At 62.9% G+C, this 14,939-nt stretch carries 17 protein-coding genes and 1 pseudogene; 7 read left to right on the forward strand and 11 right to left on the reverse strand.

The annotated features are described in order from the left end of the window. The 5 genes from D3872_RS10540 to D3872_RS10560 form a co-directional block, all read left to right on the forward strand. A partial coding sequence (locus D3872_RS10540) for a penicillin-binding protein activator (protein WP_119810728.1) occupies positions 1-1,233 on the forward strand: 1,233 nt, incomplete at its 5' end. A 2-nt stretch (positions 1,234-1,235) separates the two neighbouring features. Next, positions 1,236-1,595 (forward strand): YraN family protein, encoded by a 360-nt coding sequence (locus D3872_RS10545; RefSeq protein WP_119810729.1) that lies wholly within the window; start codon positions 1,236-1,238, stop codon positions 1,593-1,595. A 55-nt stretch (positions 1,596-1,650) separates the two neighbouring features. Beyond that, entirely contained in the window at positions 1,651-2,247 is a 597-nt protein-coding gene (locus D3872_RS10550) for a phosphoheptose isomerase (protein WP_119810730.1), read from the forward strand. Next, positions 2,240-2,878: a BON domain-containing protein gene (locus D3872_RS10555; protein WP_119810731.1), complete on the forward strand. Its 639-nt coding sequence runs from the start codon at positions 2,240-2,242 to the stop codon at positions 2,876-2,878. Before D3872_RS10550 ends, D3872_RS10555 begins: the two co-directional genes overlap by 8 nt. Before the next feature lie 62 nt (positions 2,879-2,940). After that, entirely contained in the window at positions 2,941-3,462 is a 522-nt protein-coding gene (locus tag D3872_RS10560) for a TlpA disulfide reductase family protein (protein WP_119810732.1), read from the forward strand. 15 nt (positions 3,463-3,477) lie between these two features. On the opposite strand, the gene D3872_RS10565 is transcribed toward D3872_RS10560, so the two are convergent. Continuing rightward, complete coding sequence (locus tag D3872_RS10565) at positions 3,478-3,900, reverse strand: PaaI family thioesterase (protein ID WP_119810733.1); 423 nt, start codon at positions 3,898-3,900, stop codon at positions 3,478-3,480. Positions 3,901-4,017: 117 nt separating this feature from the next. Between D3872_RS10565 and D3872_RS10570 the strand changes: the two genes are divergently transcribed. Together D3872_RS10570 and D3872_RS10575 are read left to right on the forward strand one after the other, a co-directional pair. Continuing rightward, positions 4,018-4,389 (forward strand): hypothetical protein, encoded by a 372-nt coding sequence (locus D3872_RS10570; protein WP_119810734.1) that lies wholly within the window; start codon positions 4,018-4,020, stop codon positions 4,387-4,389. 25 nt (positions 4,390-4,414) lie between these two features. Then, positions 4,415-4,681 carry a type II toxin-antitoxin system RelE/ParE family toxin gene (locus tag D3872_RS10575; protein WP_119810735.1) on the forward strand — a complete coding sequence of 89 codons (267 nt, stop codon included), beginning with the start codon at positions 4,415-4,417 and terminating at the stop codon, positions 4,679-4,681. On the opposite strand, the gene D3872_RS10580 is transcribed toward D3872_RS10575, so the two are convergent. The 10 genes and pseudogenes from D3872_RS10580 to D3872_RS10625 form a co-directional block, all read right to left on the reverse strand. Then, positions 4,678-6,684: a helicase-related protein gene (locus tag D3872_RS10580; protein WP_119810736.1), complete on the reverse strand. Its 2,007-nt coding sequence runs from the start codon at positions 6,682-6,684 to the stop codon at positions 4,678-4,680. The two genes, D3872_RS10575 and D3872_RS10580, sit on opposite strands and share 4 nt — an antisense overlap. A gap of 57 nt (positions 6,685-6,741) precedes the next feature. Further along, positions 6,742-8,331, reverse strand: coding sequence for a chemotaxis protein CheW (locus D3872_RS10585; protein ID WP_229459263.1), 1,590 nt, complete (start codon positions 8,329-8,331; stop codon positions 6,742-6,744). Then, complete coding sequence (locus tag D3872_RS26430) at positions 8,318-9,631, reverse strand: CheR family methyltransferase (protein ID WP_229459264.1); 1,314 nt, start codon at positions 9,629-9,631, stop codon at positions 8,318-8,320. Before D3872_RS26430 ends, D3872_RS10585 begins: the two co-directional genes overlap by 14 nt. 2 nt (positions 9,632-9,633) lie before the next feature. Then, entirely contained in the window at positions 9,634-11,331 is a 1,698-nt protein-coding gene (locus tag D3872_RS10600) for a methyl-accepting chemotaxis protein (protein ID WP_119810738.1), read from the reverse strand. A gap of 298 nt (positions 11,332-11,629) precedes the next feature. Continuing rightward, a pseudogene (locus D3872_RS27625) lies at positions 11,630-11,728 on the reverse strand (lipoyl synthase); the annotation flags it as partial. Then, positions 11,718-12,023, reverse strand: a complete 306-nt coding sequence (locus D3872_RS10605; protein WP_119810739.1) for a Txe/YoeB family addiction module toxin — start codon at positions 12,021-12,023, stop codon at positions 11,718-11,720. The pseudogene D3872_RS27625 and the gene D3872_RS10605, both read right to left, overlap by 11 nt. Next, on the reverse strand, positions 11,986-12,273 hold the full coding sequence (locus D3872_RS10610) for a type II toxin-antitoxin system Phd/YefM family antitoxin (protein ID WP_119810740.1): 288 nt from the start codon (positions 12,271-12,273) through the stop codon (positions 11,986-11,988). Before D3872_RS10610 ends, D3872_RS10605 begins: the two co-directional genes overlap by 38 nt. Before the next feature lie 328 nt (positions 12,274-12,601). Continuing rightward, positions 12,602-13,588 (reverse strand): lipoyl synthase, encoded by a 987-nt coding sequence (gene lipA, locus D3872_RS10615; protein ID WP_119810741.1) that lies wholly within the window; start codon positions 13,586-13,588, stop codon positions 12,602-12,604. Then, positions 13,585-14,319 (reverse strand): lipoyl(octanoyl) transferase LipB, encoded by a 735-nt coding sequence (lipB, locus tag D3872_RS10620; RefSeq protein WP_119810742.1) that lies wholly within the window; start codon positions 14,317-14,319, stop codon positions 13,585-13,587. The genes lipA and lipB overlap by 4 nt, the downstream gene beginning before the upstream one ends. Positions 14,320-14,401: 82 nt before the next feature. After that, positions 14,402-14,671: a DUF493 family protein gene (locus tag D3872_RS10625; protein WP_119810743.1), complete on the reverse strand. Its 270-nt coding sequence runs from the start codon at positions 14,669-14,671 to the stop codon at positions 14,402-14,404. Positions 14,672-14,939: the final 268 nt, after the last annotated feature.

Genomic DNA, 14,939 nt, shown 5'->3' on the forward strand with positions numbered 1-14,939 from the left:
CTGAAGGGCGTACTTGCCGCAGTCACCGTTGCCTTGCTGGCCGGCTGCAGCACGCCATGCGACGTGTCGGGGCGATTGTGCGCGCCATTCGAAGCAAATACAAGGCCGCTGGCTGAGCCGCAATACCAGCAGCGCAGCACCGCGCCGGCCGAACCTGCCATACCTGAGGCCGAAGTGCAGACCATGCCGGTCGATTCGCCCGACCAGCCGCAGCCGGAAGCGGCTGCGCCGACGGGCAAGACGGTACGCATCGGCCTGATGCTGCCGCTGCGTTCGGCGGCGCTGGGCAAGCCTGCCGACATCCTGCGGGCCGGCTTCATGGCGGCCCATGCACATGAAGGCGCGGGCTACGTGGTCGACGTGATCGACAGCGGCGACGGTCCACAGCAAGCGCTTGAAGCCTACGCGCGTGCGGCCGAAAACAACGACATCGTGGTCGGCCCACTGGCGCGCTCGGACGTAAGCGCGGTGGCGTCGAGTCCGGCCCTGCGCAAGCCGACCATCGCGCTGAACCATCCCGACGCAGGCACCCTGGTCCCGCCCAACATGATCGTGATCGGCCTGTCGATCGAGGACGAGGCGCGCCAGGCCGCGGCCTGGATCAGCCGCGAGCAGCCGGGCGCCAGCGCCATTATCGTCACCGGTCCGGCCGCATGGCAGCACCGCATCGCCAATGCCTTTGCCGACGAATGGATCAAGCTTGGCCATAACTCGGAAGAGGTGGAACTCCCGACCGGCAACGGCTATCAAATCGAGATGGCCATCGGACAGTTGAACAGCAAGGTACAGGACGAGCGCCCGACGCTGATCTTCGCGGCGCTGGACGCGGTGCAGGCGCGCCAGGTGCGCGGCGTGCTGGGCAACGGCGTGCCGTTCTACGGCTCCTCGTCGGTCAATCCGCGCCCGGTGGCGGGCGACACCCAGCCCGAACTCGATGGCGTGCGCATGCTCGACCTGCCATGGGTCATGCAGCGTGACGATGCCGCGGTGGCGGCCTATCGGCGCTTCGACGGTTCGCCCCTCACGCTCGACATGGAGCGCGTGTACGCGCTGGGCATCGATGCCTTCTGCGTGGCGCGCGAGATCGCCAAGGGCCGCAATAACTTCGAGCTGGACGGCGTGACCGGCAAGCTGAAAGGCAACTACGGCAACGGCAGCGCGCAGTTTTCGCGCACCATGCCGGTCGCCGTCTACCAGGGCGGCGCCGCCCGGATGCCCGCCGCCGGACAATAACCATGTGGCCAGCCCGGCTCAGCTTCACGCAGCGCCGGGGCCAGCAGGGCGAGCAAGACGCGCTTGCCTACCTGCAGCGGCACGGGCTGGCTTTGGTCGAGGCCAATTTCAGCTGCAAGGCCGGCGAAATCGACCTCATCATGCGCGAGCGCGGCATGCTGGTGTTTGTCGAAGTGCGCCGGCGCGACAGCGGCGCGGCTGTTTCCGCCGCCGAAAGCATCACCCCCGCCAAGATCCGGCGTATCATTCACGCCGCCCAGCTCTACCTCACCCGTTTCCCGCAAATGCCGGCCTGCCGCATCGACGTCGTGGCAATCGACGGCGATTCCCTCGAATGGCTGAAAAATGCTGTCGAGGTGTAAGCATTTTAACAGCAGTTGCCCGGCTTGCTTTCCTGCTGCACTATAATCGCGAACTATGAATACTCAACGCATCCTTGCCCACTTCCAGGAAAGCGCCGACCTGAAGCTTCAATCGGCAAACGTCCTTGCCCAGCCCATTTCCCAGGCGATCGAACTGATGTTCTCGGCCCTGTCGAACGGCAACAAGATTCTTGCTTGCGGTAATGGCGGTTCGGCCGCCGACTGCCAGCACTTCGCAGCCGAGCTGGTTGGCCGCTTCGAGCGCGAGCGTTTCCCGCTGCCTGCGCTGGCGCTGACCACCGACACCTCGATCCTGACCGCGGTCGGCAACGACTACAGCTACAAGGAGATCTTCTCCAAGCAGGTGCAGGCCTTCGGCCAGGCCGGCGACGTGCTGCTGGCCATCTCGACTTCTGGCAATTCCGCCAACGTTGTCGCCGCCGTCGAAGCGGCGCTCGAACGCGAAATGCGCGTCGTGGCGCTGACCGGCAAGGACGGAGGCATGCTCGCCAAGATGCTGACCGACGCCGACGTGCATATCAACGTCCCGCATACCCGTACCGCCCGCATCCAGGAAGTCCATCTGGTGACCATCCATTGTATTTGCGACGGCATCGACGTCGCGCTGTTCGGAGGAGATGTTAATGAATAAGCAAGGACTTTCCCTGCACCCACTGGCGAAAGCCCTCGCATGCGTCGCATTGCTGGGTAGCCTGTCGGGATGCGTCGGCCTGGTTGCCGGCGGCGCCGTCATGACCGCCGTGTCCGCCAACGACCGCCGCACCCTGGGCGCCCAGACGGAAGACAAGGCCATTGCCGTGAAGGGCGAAATGAAGGCCAACAACATCACCGGCGCCGACGGCCACGTCAACGTCACCAGCTTCAACCGCCGCGTGCTGCTGACCGGCGAAGTGCGCGATGCCGCCATGAAGGCTGCCGTAGAGCGCGATATCCGTGCAATCGATGGCGTAACCCTGGTCGTCAATGAACTCGAGGCGGCGCCGCCGTCGAAGTACACCTCGCGCTCCAACGACGCGCTGATCACCACCAAGGTCAAGGCCAGCCTGGTCGACATGCAGACCGTCTCGGCGGCTTCGTTCAAGGTTGTCACCGAACGCGGCAATGTCTACCTGATGGGCCGCGTGACCCCGCGCGAAGCCCAGGTCGCCACCGACGTGGCGCGCGGCGTATCCGGCGTGCAGAAAGTCGTACGCGTGTTCGAATACCTGAACGACATCGACCTGAAGGCGCTGCCGGCGGCTACCGAAGCGACCGGCTCGTAAGAAAATACTTTTGCGGGGCAGGGCTATAATTAGCCCTGTTTCCGCTAAAAAATTCCAATCCTATGAGCACCACCAGCCCGAAGCGTCCCGCATGGACCAAACCGGCCGCCATCGGCGCGCTGCTTGTATTGCTTGCGGCCGCCGGCTACGTCGTCTTTAACAAGAGTACGCCTGCGCCTGACGTCACCTTCATCAACCTGAAGGGTGAAAAGATCAGCACGCAAAGCCTGCGCGGCAAGGTCGTGATGGTCAATTTCTGGGCAACTTCCTGCGTCACCTGCGTCAAGGAAATGCCGCAGATGGTCGAGACCTACAACAAGTTCAAAGGCCAGGGACTGGAATTCGTGGCGGTGGCGATGAAATACGATCCGCCCAACTACGTCATCAACTTCACTGAAACACGCAAGCTGCCGTTCACGGTGGCGCTGGATTCGGGTGGCGATATCGCCAAGTCGTTCGGCGACGTGTCGCTGACGCCGACCACCTTCGTGATCAGCAAGGACGGCAAGATCATCAAGCGCTACGTCGGCGAACCGAAGTTCACCGAGCTGCACGCGCTGCTGCAGAAGGAAATTGCCGGCTAAGGCGCTGGCGGCTTCTTACTTCGGATACAAAATCATCTGGGTGCACCGGAACAAGGCAATCGTCTTGCCGTTGGTTTCGTTCGTCACCACCACATCCCACACCTGCGTCGTGCGGCCGAGGTGAATCGGCTTGGCCACGGCCGCGATCGCGCCTTCGCGCGCGGTGCCCAGGTGGTTCGATTTCAGCTCGATGGTCGTGAAGCTGTTGGCGCCTTCGGGCAGGTTGGCCATGCAGGCGTAGCCGGCCGCGGTATCGGCCAGCGTGACCACCGTTCCCGCGTGCAGGTATTCGTTCGGCGCCAAGTGATGCGGCTTGATCTCGATGCGGGCCGCCACTTCGCCATTGTCGACGCCGGTGATTTCGATGCCGAGGTAGCCGGGCAGGCACTGGGCGCCGAACTCGTTGATGGATTTAAGGTCGAACTTGGGTACGGTCATGGTCGGTGGCGGGGATGAGAAAAGGTGAGGACATTGTACGTCCCTGAACTGATCCGCGTTTGCAGGCCCGAGTAAATCGGTTCATCATCAATCCCTCTCCGGGGCGGAGGCTGGAACATGGAACGTGAAAAAATTGGCAGGTCCAAGGCGAGGGCGCTGGTTGCCGAGAACAAGGACGCGGGCGCGGTCATTCTCTGCGAAGACACCGGGTGGACCATCCGCCTCGTCATCGGTGAGAGCGAGCTTTGTGTGACGCCGAACGATTCCGGGCAAACAACTTGGCAGTCAGTCGACGACTGCCTCACATTTGTCGGCGAGCTTGGTGTCGATAGCATCGATCTGCAAGTGGACCAAAGTGACGACATTGGCGCGGACCCCGAATACGACGACTGGATACGAAAAGAGGTCCAGCTAGCAATTGACGACCCAGCCCCCCCATTCCGGCCGAGGAAGTTGAAGAACGTTTTGCAAAGAAGCAAGCTGAGTTAAGGAAGCGGATCGCGGCGGGGTAGCCGTGAAACTCATATGGAGTCGTCGTGCCGATTGCGATCGGGACACGATAATCGCGCGTGTGGCCCACGATAGTCCGGCCGCGGCCTGGGCGTTGAATAAAATTATCAAGCAAAAAACTTCAGCACTTCTGGCACACCCACTGCTGTACCGCCGCGGCCAATTGCCGGATACCCGCGAGATGGTGATCCATCCACATTACGTCGTCATCTATCGTGTCACGAGCAGCGCCGTCGAAATCCTTCGGATCAAGCACACGGCGCAATCCTAACGGCGGCGCTTCTTCTCGCTGCCGAAACCGCCACTCCCGCCGCCTTTCTTACGCGCCGCTGCGTTCTGCGCATGCAGGATCGAATCCACGCGCTCTGACGCGGTACGCGCCAGTTCCTGCGCCAGCTCGATGCTCGGGAAGTATTCCGGCACACGGTAGCTGATCCAGGCGTAGGCCGAATACATGCGGCAGGTGTCCTCGACCTCCTGCAGGTTCTGGAACATCAGGTCGTTCGGATGCGGCTGCAGCTTGCAGATCTTCTTCTTCGCCAGCGAATACGACCAGTGCTCCCACGCGCTTTGCAAGGTGGGCACCTTGGTCGAAATCGGCACCAGCGACAGCATGAATTTTTCGGCCAGCGACAGCGACAGCGTGTCGAGCCACACGGCGCGCTCGGACTGCTCCTCGGTGATGCGCGGGTAGAAGAAGCCGTCCGGCACGTCGATGTTGTGCACGAAGCGCTTGAGCAGCTTGACCAGCGAGGTCTCGCCGGTCACCGAAGCGATGCGGTGCAGGTGCTCGATCGACGGCGCCACCGAGAATCCGCTGGTGCTCACGGGCGGCACTTTCTCCTTCAGCAGAGAGCGCATGACTTCATGTGTCTCGTCGTCATAGCCGGCCACGAAACCTTCTTCATGCACGCCGTAGCGGCCCGCGCGGCCGGCGATCTGGCGCGCCAGCGCGGCGGGGATTTCTTCTTCCTCGTAGCCGTTGTACTTCACCGTGGTGGTCATGACGATACGCGAGATCGGGAGGTTCAGCCCCATCGCCAGCGCGTCGGTACCCACGACAATGTCGGCGCTGCCGTCGCGGAAGCGCTCGGCCTGCGCGCGCCGCACTTCCGGCGACAGGTTGCCGTACACCGTCGCAACGGACAGGCCCATGTCGGTGATCATGTCGCGCCACATCAGCACCTCGCGGCGCGAGAACGCGATGACGGCGTCGCCGCGCTGCAGGTTGCGCAGCTTGCGCACCGCGCTCGGTTCCATCGACAGCGGCGCCTTGCGTTTCAGGACGTGGACCTCGAGCGGGCATTCGAGCCGGTCGGCCAGCGCCTTGATGGCGCGCTGCGCTTCCGGCGCACCCACCAGATACACCGTATGAGCCGGCGCGCCGCATACCGCGGCGGTCCATGCGGCGCCGCGGTCGCGGTCGGCCAGCATCTGGATCTCGTCGATGACGGCAACCTCCACGGGATTGCGCGCGTCCAGCATTTCGACGGTGCTGGCGACGTGGGTGGCGCCTTCGACCACGCGGCGTTCTTCGCCGGTCACCAGGCTGACCTTGATCTCTTCGCCGCCAGGGCCTTTCGCCTCCTGCAGCCGTTCGTAGTTCTCCAGCGCGAGCAGGCGCAGGGGAGCGAGGTAGACGCCGCTCTTCGCCTTGGCCAGCGCTTCCATCGCCTTGTGGGTCTTGCCCGAATTGGTCGGTCCGAGTAGGGCGATGAATTTGCGGCGCATGCGGCTGGCCACTTCGAACGACTCCGGATATTCGGCCAGGTTGATGCTTTCCTTGGTGCGCGCGGCGTGGCGTTCCTCCTGCTCGCGCTCGACGGCATGCACCAGTCGCTGTCGGATACGCTCGAACACGTACTCGGCCGGCTCCGAGGTCTGCAGCTCGTGCAGCACATTCAGGAAGGTCATCGGATCGATGCCGACGTTGTCGGCTTCCTCGATGATCTCCTCGACGAAGTCGAGGGCGCTGGCGTGCAGGGCCTTTTGCGCGGCGTCGCTGACGCGTTCGGAGATCAGGGCGTGGCGCGCGGCGCGGTCCATCTTGCGCCATTTGCTTGGTTTGGCGAGCACGCCCTGGGCAGGCACCAGCGCGTAGGGCACGACCAGGCCGGCGGTATCGACCACGCCGGTAAAGCGCACGAACACGCGGCCTTCCATCTTGACCAGCTGGGCGCCGCGTTGTTCGAGCCCGAGTTCGCGCACCAGCGCATCGTCGTCGCCTTCGTCCGGGGTGTCGGTGGAAGCGGGAGGCGGGGGTGCGGATTTCATAGTCGACTCGGCGGCAATGTTGGCATGCGTGCCACTATAGCCTAGATCCGGGAAGGGTCAGTCCGGCCGGTCGTACAGGCGCGCGTCGAGCAGGCCGATGAAGGCGGCAGGGGCGAAGATAGCGATCGCGCCCTCCTTGCCATCCGGTCCCGTCACTTCGATCACTTCGGCCACCGGGAACCGTTTCCCGTCATTGCCCGCCATGGCCTGGGGCGTGGCGCGGCGCTGGCTTGCCATCACCGTGAGAATGGTATCGACCTGGTCGACCAGCAGGCCGTAACGTTCCTCGCCGCGCTCGATGATCATGATCTTGGCGCTGGACAGGTCGGGCGGGGGCGGCAGGCCGAACAGGCAGCGCAGGTCGATCACCGAAACGACCTGCTGGCGCAAGTTAAGCACGCCGGTTACGAAGGGCGGCAGCCCCGGCGGCTTGACCATTGGTGCGCCGTAACTGATGATTTCGCGCAGCTCGCCGATCGCTACCGCCCACTGCGTATCGAGTCCGAATACGATGTAGACCTCGCGGCGCGACTTGGCCAGCGTCAGCGCGCGCCCGCTTTCATCGCCCTGCGCCTCGGCCTGGTACAGATTGGTGTGGCCTTCGCTGATTTCGACCAACTCGGACGCGGAAAAAATTCCCTGGTGATCGAGGAACAGGACGCCGCCCTCGTCGCGCGCCATGCAGCCGGTGAACATTCCGGCCCGGGCTTTGCTGAGCAGCGGCACCGGCATGACGTCGTTGTCGCTGAAGTGGAAGATGCTGTCGATCGAATCGACCAGCATGCCGATCAGCGAGTCGCCCAGCATGGCCACCAGGATGCGCTGCGCGCTGCCGGGTGTGGGCACGGAACTGCCGAGACGCAGCAGCGCCGCGAAATCGATCACCGCGACCGCATGGCCTCGAAAGTTCATGCGGCCCAGGCACAGGGGACCCGCCATCACCGACGGCTTCAGTTCGGGCACCGCGATGATTTCGCGGATCGCGCTTATCTCGAAGGCGAAGGTAGTGCCGCCCACGAGAAAGCTGAGGCACTGGCGGCGTGCCGCCTGCAGCTGGAACTGGCTTTTGACGTTACCGCGGTTGAAAGCGAGCAGGGCCTGCACATGCGGCACATTCTCGATATGCACCAGCGCATGGGCGTCGAGCACCTGCAGCAGGCGCGCACCGTCGTCGAGCAAGATGGTGCCGGCCACGACGCCGCCGGCGCCGCCTTCGGCGTACTGCAGCATGCTGCGCTGCTCGGGCCGCACCCGCAGCACTTCACCCGTGCTGTGGAACACGATACCGACCTGGATGTCCTCATGTTCGACGATGGCGATCTTGTCGCTGCTGCTGGCCGCTCCGGCGCCCGCGTCGAAGATGCGCGCCAGGTTCACCACCGGGATCACATGCCCGCGCAGCGTGAACACGCCATCGAGGAAGTGCGGCGCCAGCGGTACCGGAATCAGGCGTTCCGGAAAATTGACCACCTCGCGGATGCTGCTGGCCGGCAGCGCGAATTCCTCGCCGGCGAGCAAAAAGGAGCCGAACAGTTCGACCTGGCCGGAGGAAGCGCGCGCAGTATCCAGTGCGCGCACGGCCGCCATGCGGATATCGGGCGGCATTGGGCCGGTGGCGGTGGCGTTGCTGTTTTCAAGTGCGTGCATGGTCGAACTCCGTTGATATAGGGCGTACTTCGTAACTGCGGCGCGCGCAATCGACACTGAGGGTGCGGCCGCGCCGCCCTCCGGCCTCGATGTGGGCCAGTACCAGCCCGTGCGCGGCCAGCGCCTTGTGCGCCGCGTCGATGTTTAGCTGGCCGATGGCGCTGCTGATACCGGACCGGCCGAGCATGCGCGCCCCGCCGGCCAGGATCACCTGGACCTGGTGCCGGTCCTGCGCGCGCACTCCCATCATGGCCAGCAGCGAAGGTACCGCATGGTTGACGTAGCGCGCCCCCATGCGCGTGCCCGGCTCGGGCGACTCGGGCAGCAGGCAGTGGGCCAGGCCGCAGCATCCGCCTTCGGGCCACAGCATGCCGACCCCGACGCAGGAGCCCAGCAAGGCGCTCAGCACCTCCTGGCCGCGCCCGATCCTGAGCTCGCCGGTTGCCACTCGCAGCAGCGTGGCGGCCATCAGTCGCCCCCGACGCCGTAGACATGGGCCTGATGGAACACCAGCGAGGTGTCGAGCCGGGTGATCGATTCCTGCTCGCCCTTCGCCCAGGATCAGGCGCGCATCCGGCGCCATGCAGGCCTGTACCTTGGCCAGGACCTTGCGCTGGTTTTCTTCATCAAAATAGATCATTACATTGCGCAGCAGGACCAGGTCGTAGCGCAGCCCGGCTTTGGGCGGCGCGAACAGGTTCTGCACGCTGAACTGCACGCCCGACTTCAGCTCGGACGCCACGGACAGCGACTCGTCCTGGGCCCGGAAGTACTGGGCCACAAAGTGCGGATACGATGCGCGCAGGCGTTCGGCCGAGCGTCCCGCGTAAATCCCGGCCTGTGCCCTGGCCACCACTGCCGTGGAGATATCTGTGCCCACGATCTGGTAGCGAAAACCCGGATGGCGCAAGCGGAACTGCTCGCACAGCATCGCCGCCGAATAGGCCTCCTCGCCGCTGGCCGCCGCCGCCGACCAGATGCGCAGGCACTGGCCGGGATGGGCCGCATGCCAGGCCGGCAGGAACTCGCCGGCGATGTACGACCACACCGCGGGGGTACGAAAGAACGCCGTGTCGTTGGTGGTGACCATGTCGATGAAGACCTGCACCTCGGCGCCCCCTGCCTCGACCAGCTCCAGGTAATCCTCGTAGCGGTGCATCGCCAGCTCGCGCATGCGCCGTCCCAAGCGCCCTTCGAGCAGGGCGCCCTTGCGCTCGTTCATGGCGATGCCCGTGTGGCGGCGCACCAGCCCGACCAGGTTGGCGAAGGTATCGGCCGCGAAGGCCGCTGCCGCTGCCACGCCTACACCACGAACATCGAGACGGTCTGGTTCAGGTCTACCGCGCTGGTGTTGAGGTCTTCGGTGGAACGGGCGATACTGTCGCACGCGCCGGCCGACTTCTCGGACTCTTCGGCGATGTACTGGATTGCGACACTGACTTCCTTGGCTGTGACCAGCTGCTCGTTGGTGGCGCTCGAAATATCCGAAATGGCCTGGGTGGTCTTGGCCACGCCCGACACGATCTTGTCGAACGCCTCGCTGGCCTGGCGCGAGATGTCGCTGCCGACCGCGACGCGCTTGACGGACTCGTTGATCAGCTTGGAGATTTCCTTGGTCGCCTGTGAGGAGCGCTCGGCCAGCTTGCGCACCTCGTCGGCCACCACGGAAAAACCCAGGCCGTGCTCACCGGCGCGCGCCGCTTCGATCGCGGCGTTAAACGCCAGCATATTGGTCTGGCTGGCGATCTCGCTGATCACCTTGACGATTTCGCCGATGTCTTCGGAGGAGCGGTTGATCAGCTCCATCGCTTCGATCGAGCGCGCGACCGCCTTGGCGCCCACCTCGGCCTCGGCCTGGGTGGCCTTGGCCAGCTGGTCGGCGTTGCGGCTCGAACCGGCGATGACGTTGATGGACGAAGTCAGGCCGTCGATCGATGCATTCATCTCTTCGACGGTGGCGCCCAGGGATTGGGCGCCGGCAGCCACGCCGTTGGCGCGTCCGGCAATCGCGGTCGAGGATTCCGAGAAGCCGCTGGCCGACACGACCACCTTGCCGATCACGCTGCGCAGGTCGGTAATCATCTTCTCGATGCCTTCGCCCAGCTGGTCAATCGGCTCGTCCCCATCCACTGCGATCGTGCAGGTCAGGTCGCCCTGGGCGGCCTTGTCCACCGACTCGAGCAGGCGTTCTACCTTGGCGGCGTCGCTGGCCGCCTTGGCCGCGATGCTCTCTTCCAGCCTGACCTGTTCGGTAATGTCGACCGCGAACTTGACCACCTTGTACGGCTTGCCGTTCAGGTCGAGGATCGGATTGTAGGTGGCCTGCAGCCAGATGCTCTTGCCATTATTGCCGTTGCGCTGATAACGGCCGGTGTCGAACTCGCCGCGGTTGAGCTTCTGCCAGAATTTGCGGTACTCCAGGCTGGCGGCATAGTCGTCGCTGCAGAACACCCGGTGGTGTTCGCCGACGATGTCTTCCAGCTCGTAGCCAACCACGGACAGGAAATTCTCGTTGGCCGACAACACCTTTCCGGCCATGTCGAATTCCACGATGGCCTGGGCCTTGCCGATTGCGCTGACCTTGCCCTCGTATTCGGCGTTCTTGCGCTTCTGTTCGGTGACATCGGTGGCGAACTTGATGACCTTGTAGGGCCTGCCGTCGGCATCGAAAATCGGATTGTAGGAGGCGTTGATCCACACTTCGGCGCCGCCCTTGGCCACGCGCTTGTAGTCGCCGCGGTCGAATTCGCCGTTGCCAAGCTTGGTCCAGAATTGCTTGTAGTCGGCGGATGCGGCGTACACCGGGTCGCAGAAGATGGCGTGGTGCTTGCCCCTGACCTCGTCGAGCGTATAACCGAGGGTGGATAGGAAGTTCTGGTTGGCGAAAATGATCGTTCCGTCGAGCTCGAATTCGATCAGGGCCTGGACCCGGTTGAGCGCCGTATTGATGGCCTGCAGGTCGAGGTCAGCGGACACGGATTCCTGCGCGATGGTATTCATGGTGAACCCTTTGAAAGATAGAAGTCATTGGTAACCCACGGTGAAAATACTAGGTGGGCCAGTTCAAAACTATTGCGTTTCTGGATTAACAAAAATGATGCTGACAGAAAACGGCGTGTGAAATTCCACCGAAAAACGCAATAAAGTCGTAAATTGGACAAATATTTACATCTTGTCGCGAAGAAACAACATCGGAATAAGGTGTTCAACCCGCATCGCATGAAGCAGGGTTATTAACGAGATTGGTGACGGGTGTTTTCAGAGCCGCCAGGGAAGCGCTCATCGCTGAAAGCGCGCCGTTCAGGCGCGTTTCGCCAATTAACGTGCGGCCCACGCCGTTGACGTCGAGCGAGTCAGGACGGCCATGGCCCACGCCGCAGAACGGTCTACTTCTCGTCGTAGTGAAAACGGCAGGCCGCTATGTAGATGCAGCCCTCGTGCGGCAAATAGACCAGTCGATGTTGCCGGTCGATCCGTCGGGACCAAAAGCCAGTCAGGTCCCCTTTGAGGGGCTCCGGCTTTCCAATACCCCTGAAGGGGTCGTACAGGCAGTCCTTGATCAAATCGTTGATCTTCGTAACGTAGCTGGGGTCTTCCTCGTGCCAGTACAGGTAGTCTTCCCAAGCTTCATCGGACCACGACAAGACGGCGTTCTTACTCTGTTGCTTGTTTGCTGCCTTCTTGTTCTTCATTGCGTATAAGTTCCCGAGCTTGGGCCTTACCTGCTTTTATTTGTGCAACAGATTTCAGTAAACGACTTGCATTTTTCGCTGAACCCAGGAGGTGGAGGGTTTCCTGGATACTGTTGAAATCGGCCAGCGACAGCATCACGACGTGCTCCCCATTGACGCGCGTAATTACGGTTGGGGTGTGATCATTGCAAACGTTATCCATCACACTCTTCAACTCGGCGCGCGCCTCGCTAAAAGTCATGATATTCATGAGGTTACCTTCCGCTTTTGCAAAGCATCAGCAAAACAAAATGAGACTGGGCGTCGTGGATCGCCGAGGTAGAGGTTTGCCCACCTGCCAAGCGCACCAAATAAATGTACAGAATGTTGTACGTCGAGTCAAACGGGTTGGTACAAGATTCAGTACAACCATATCAGCCCTTTGGGCTTGGGGTGGGAAGGTGCATCGCGCTGGAAATGCATAAACGTGTAGGGCGGATAAGCGGAGCGCATCCGCCGAAACGCCTGCATCACCCAAGTAGTGATGCTAGCGTTCGGCGGATGCGCTATCGCTTATCCGCCCTACGATCCTACGTTTTTTAAGCGGCGACGCCTGCGTTGTGGGCTTGCACGTCCGCATGGTACGAGCTGCGCACCATCGCGCCGACTGCCGCATGCACGAAGCCCATTTCGTAGGCCTTCTCTTCGAACATCTTGAAGACGTCGGGGTGCACGTAGCGGCGCACCGGCAGGTGGTCGCCGGACGGCGCCAGGTACTGGCCGATGGTCAGCATGTCGACGTTATGCGCACGCATGTCGCGCATTACTTCGAGGATCTCGTCGTCGGTCTCGCCCAAGCCGACCATCAGGCCGGACTTGGTGACGGCGTTCGGGTACATGGCCTTGAAGTCGCGCAGCAGCTGCAGCGAGTGCGCGTAGTCGGCGCCCGGGCGCGCTTCCTTGTACAGGCGCGGCACGGTTTCGAGGTTGTGGTTCATGACGTCCGGCAGGCCGTCCTTGAAGATGTCGAGCGCCTTGCCCAGGCGGCCGCGGAAGTCGGGCACCAGCACTTCGATCTTCGTGCTCGGGGTCAGCGCGCGGGTCTTCTGGATGCATTCGACGAAGTGGCCGGCGCCGCCGTCGCGCAGGTCGTCGCGGTCGACCGAGGTGATCACCACGTAGGTCAGGCGCAGGTCGGCGATGGTCTTGGCCAGGTTGCCCGGCTCGTTGACGTCGAGCGGGTCAGGACGGCCGTGGCCCACATCGCAGAACGGGCAGCGGCGGGTGCACTTGTCGCCCATGATCATGAAGGTGGCGGTGCCTTTGCCGAAGCATTCGCCGATGTTCGGGCAGCTGGCTTCTTCGCATACCGTCACCAGGTTGTTGGCGCGCAGGATGTCCTTGATTTCGTAGAAGCGGCTCGATGCGGTAGCCGCCTTCACGCGGATCCATTCCGGCTTTTTCAGGCGCTCGACCTGCTCGATCGGGACGATCTTGATCGGGATGCGCGAGGTCTTGCTGGCGCCTTTTTGCTTTTCGCTGGCGTTGTAAGCGGGGACAGTGCCGGTAGTGGTTTCGGAAGTCATTTGGCTTCTTGCCCTTCGAGGGCGTGGTTGATGTTGTTCGGGTCAAGCGGCTGCGCGTCGGGCGCGGCCAGCTGGCGTACCAGTTCGGCAGCCAGTTGCTGCTGGACGTCGGCCAGCGCGGCGTGCACGCCCATCGTGCGCATGTCCACGGTGGCCAGTCCGGAGTAGCCGCAGGGATTAATCCATGAAAACGGCGAGAGGTCCATCGCGACATTCAGCGATACGCCGTGGTAGGTACAGCCATTGCCGCGCACCTTGAGGCCCAGCGCGGCGATCTTGGCGCCTTTACGCGGACCGCCGGCGATGTAGATGCCGGGCGCGCCCGCGATGCGCTCGCCAATCAGATTATACGCCTGCAGGACGTTGATGATCGCCTGTTCGATTTTGGTCACAAACTGGCGCGCATACAGCTTCCCGCCCGGTTTGTTGCGGCGCAGGTCGATCAGCAGGTAAATGACGACCTGTCCAGGCCCGTGGAAGGTGACTTCGCCGCCACGATCGGTCTGCACCACCGGTATCGCGTGCGACGGTACGCCGGGACCTGCCAGCAGGTGGCCGCGGTCGGCGCCGAGGCCCAGGGTGAACACGGGCGGATGCTCGACGATCCACAGTTCGTCCGGCGTGGCGGTGTCGCGCGCATCGGTAAATGCGCGCATGGCGGCGAAAACGGATTCGTAGTCGGCGCGGCCAAGGTCGCGGATGATCGCCGGCGCGGGGCTGGTTGGGAGCATGGAGGTGTGGTTGGCGGAGTCGTAGCAGCTCCGCCATTATAAGCCAGCGCCGTTTCCCTTTCAGCGCCGGCCTGTGTGTGGCTTACATGACAATCTTGACCATCGGGTGCGAGGACAGGGCGCGGTAAAGGTCGTCGAGCTGGGCGCGGCTGGTGGCGCGCACGGTCACGGTCAGGCCGGTGAAGTTGCCCTTGGCCGAAGGACGCTCTTCGAGGCGGCCGATGTGGAAGGTCGGATCGTACTCCAGCACGACGTCGACGATGGTGGCCGCGAAATCCGCGTGCGTGGCGCCCATGACCTTGATTGGGAAGTCGCTCGGGTATTCGATTAGGGATTCGTCTGGCGTGGTCATGGTTTTTCCCGTTCAATGGCGTTCAAAGGGACATTGTAGCCAAAGTCGCGCATTTCGCCAGCCGGAAAAAAAAGCAGGCCAGCTCGCGGCTGGCCTGAAACTATTTCCTAAGCGGGGAAAATAGCGGGGACAAATCGGTACCTCGGAGCCAGCGCGGCGAGGACATGTTGGCTGTCCTGCGCCTTGCGCTGCTCCCGCGCGGCATCGCGCTTGAGTGATGCAACTGTACCTTTATGCCCCGCCAATTTGCCTTGCCGATGTGACAGAC

Source organism: Massilia cavernae (assembly GCF_003590855.1).
Classification (GTDB): Bacteria; Pseudomonadota; Gammaproteobacteria; order Burkholderiales; family Burkholderiaceae_D; genus Telluria_A; species Telluria_A cavernae.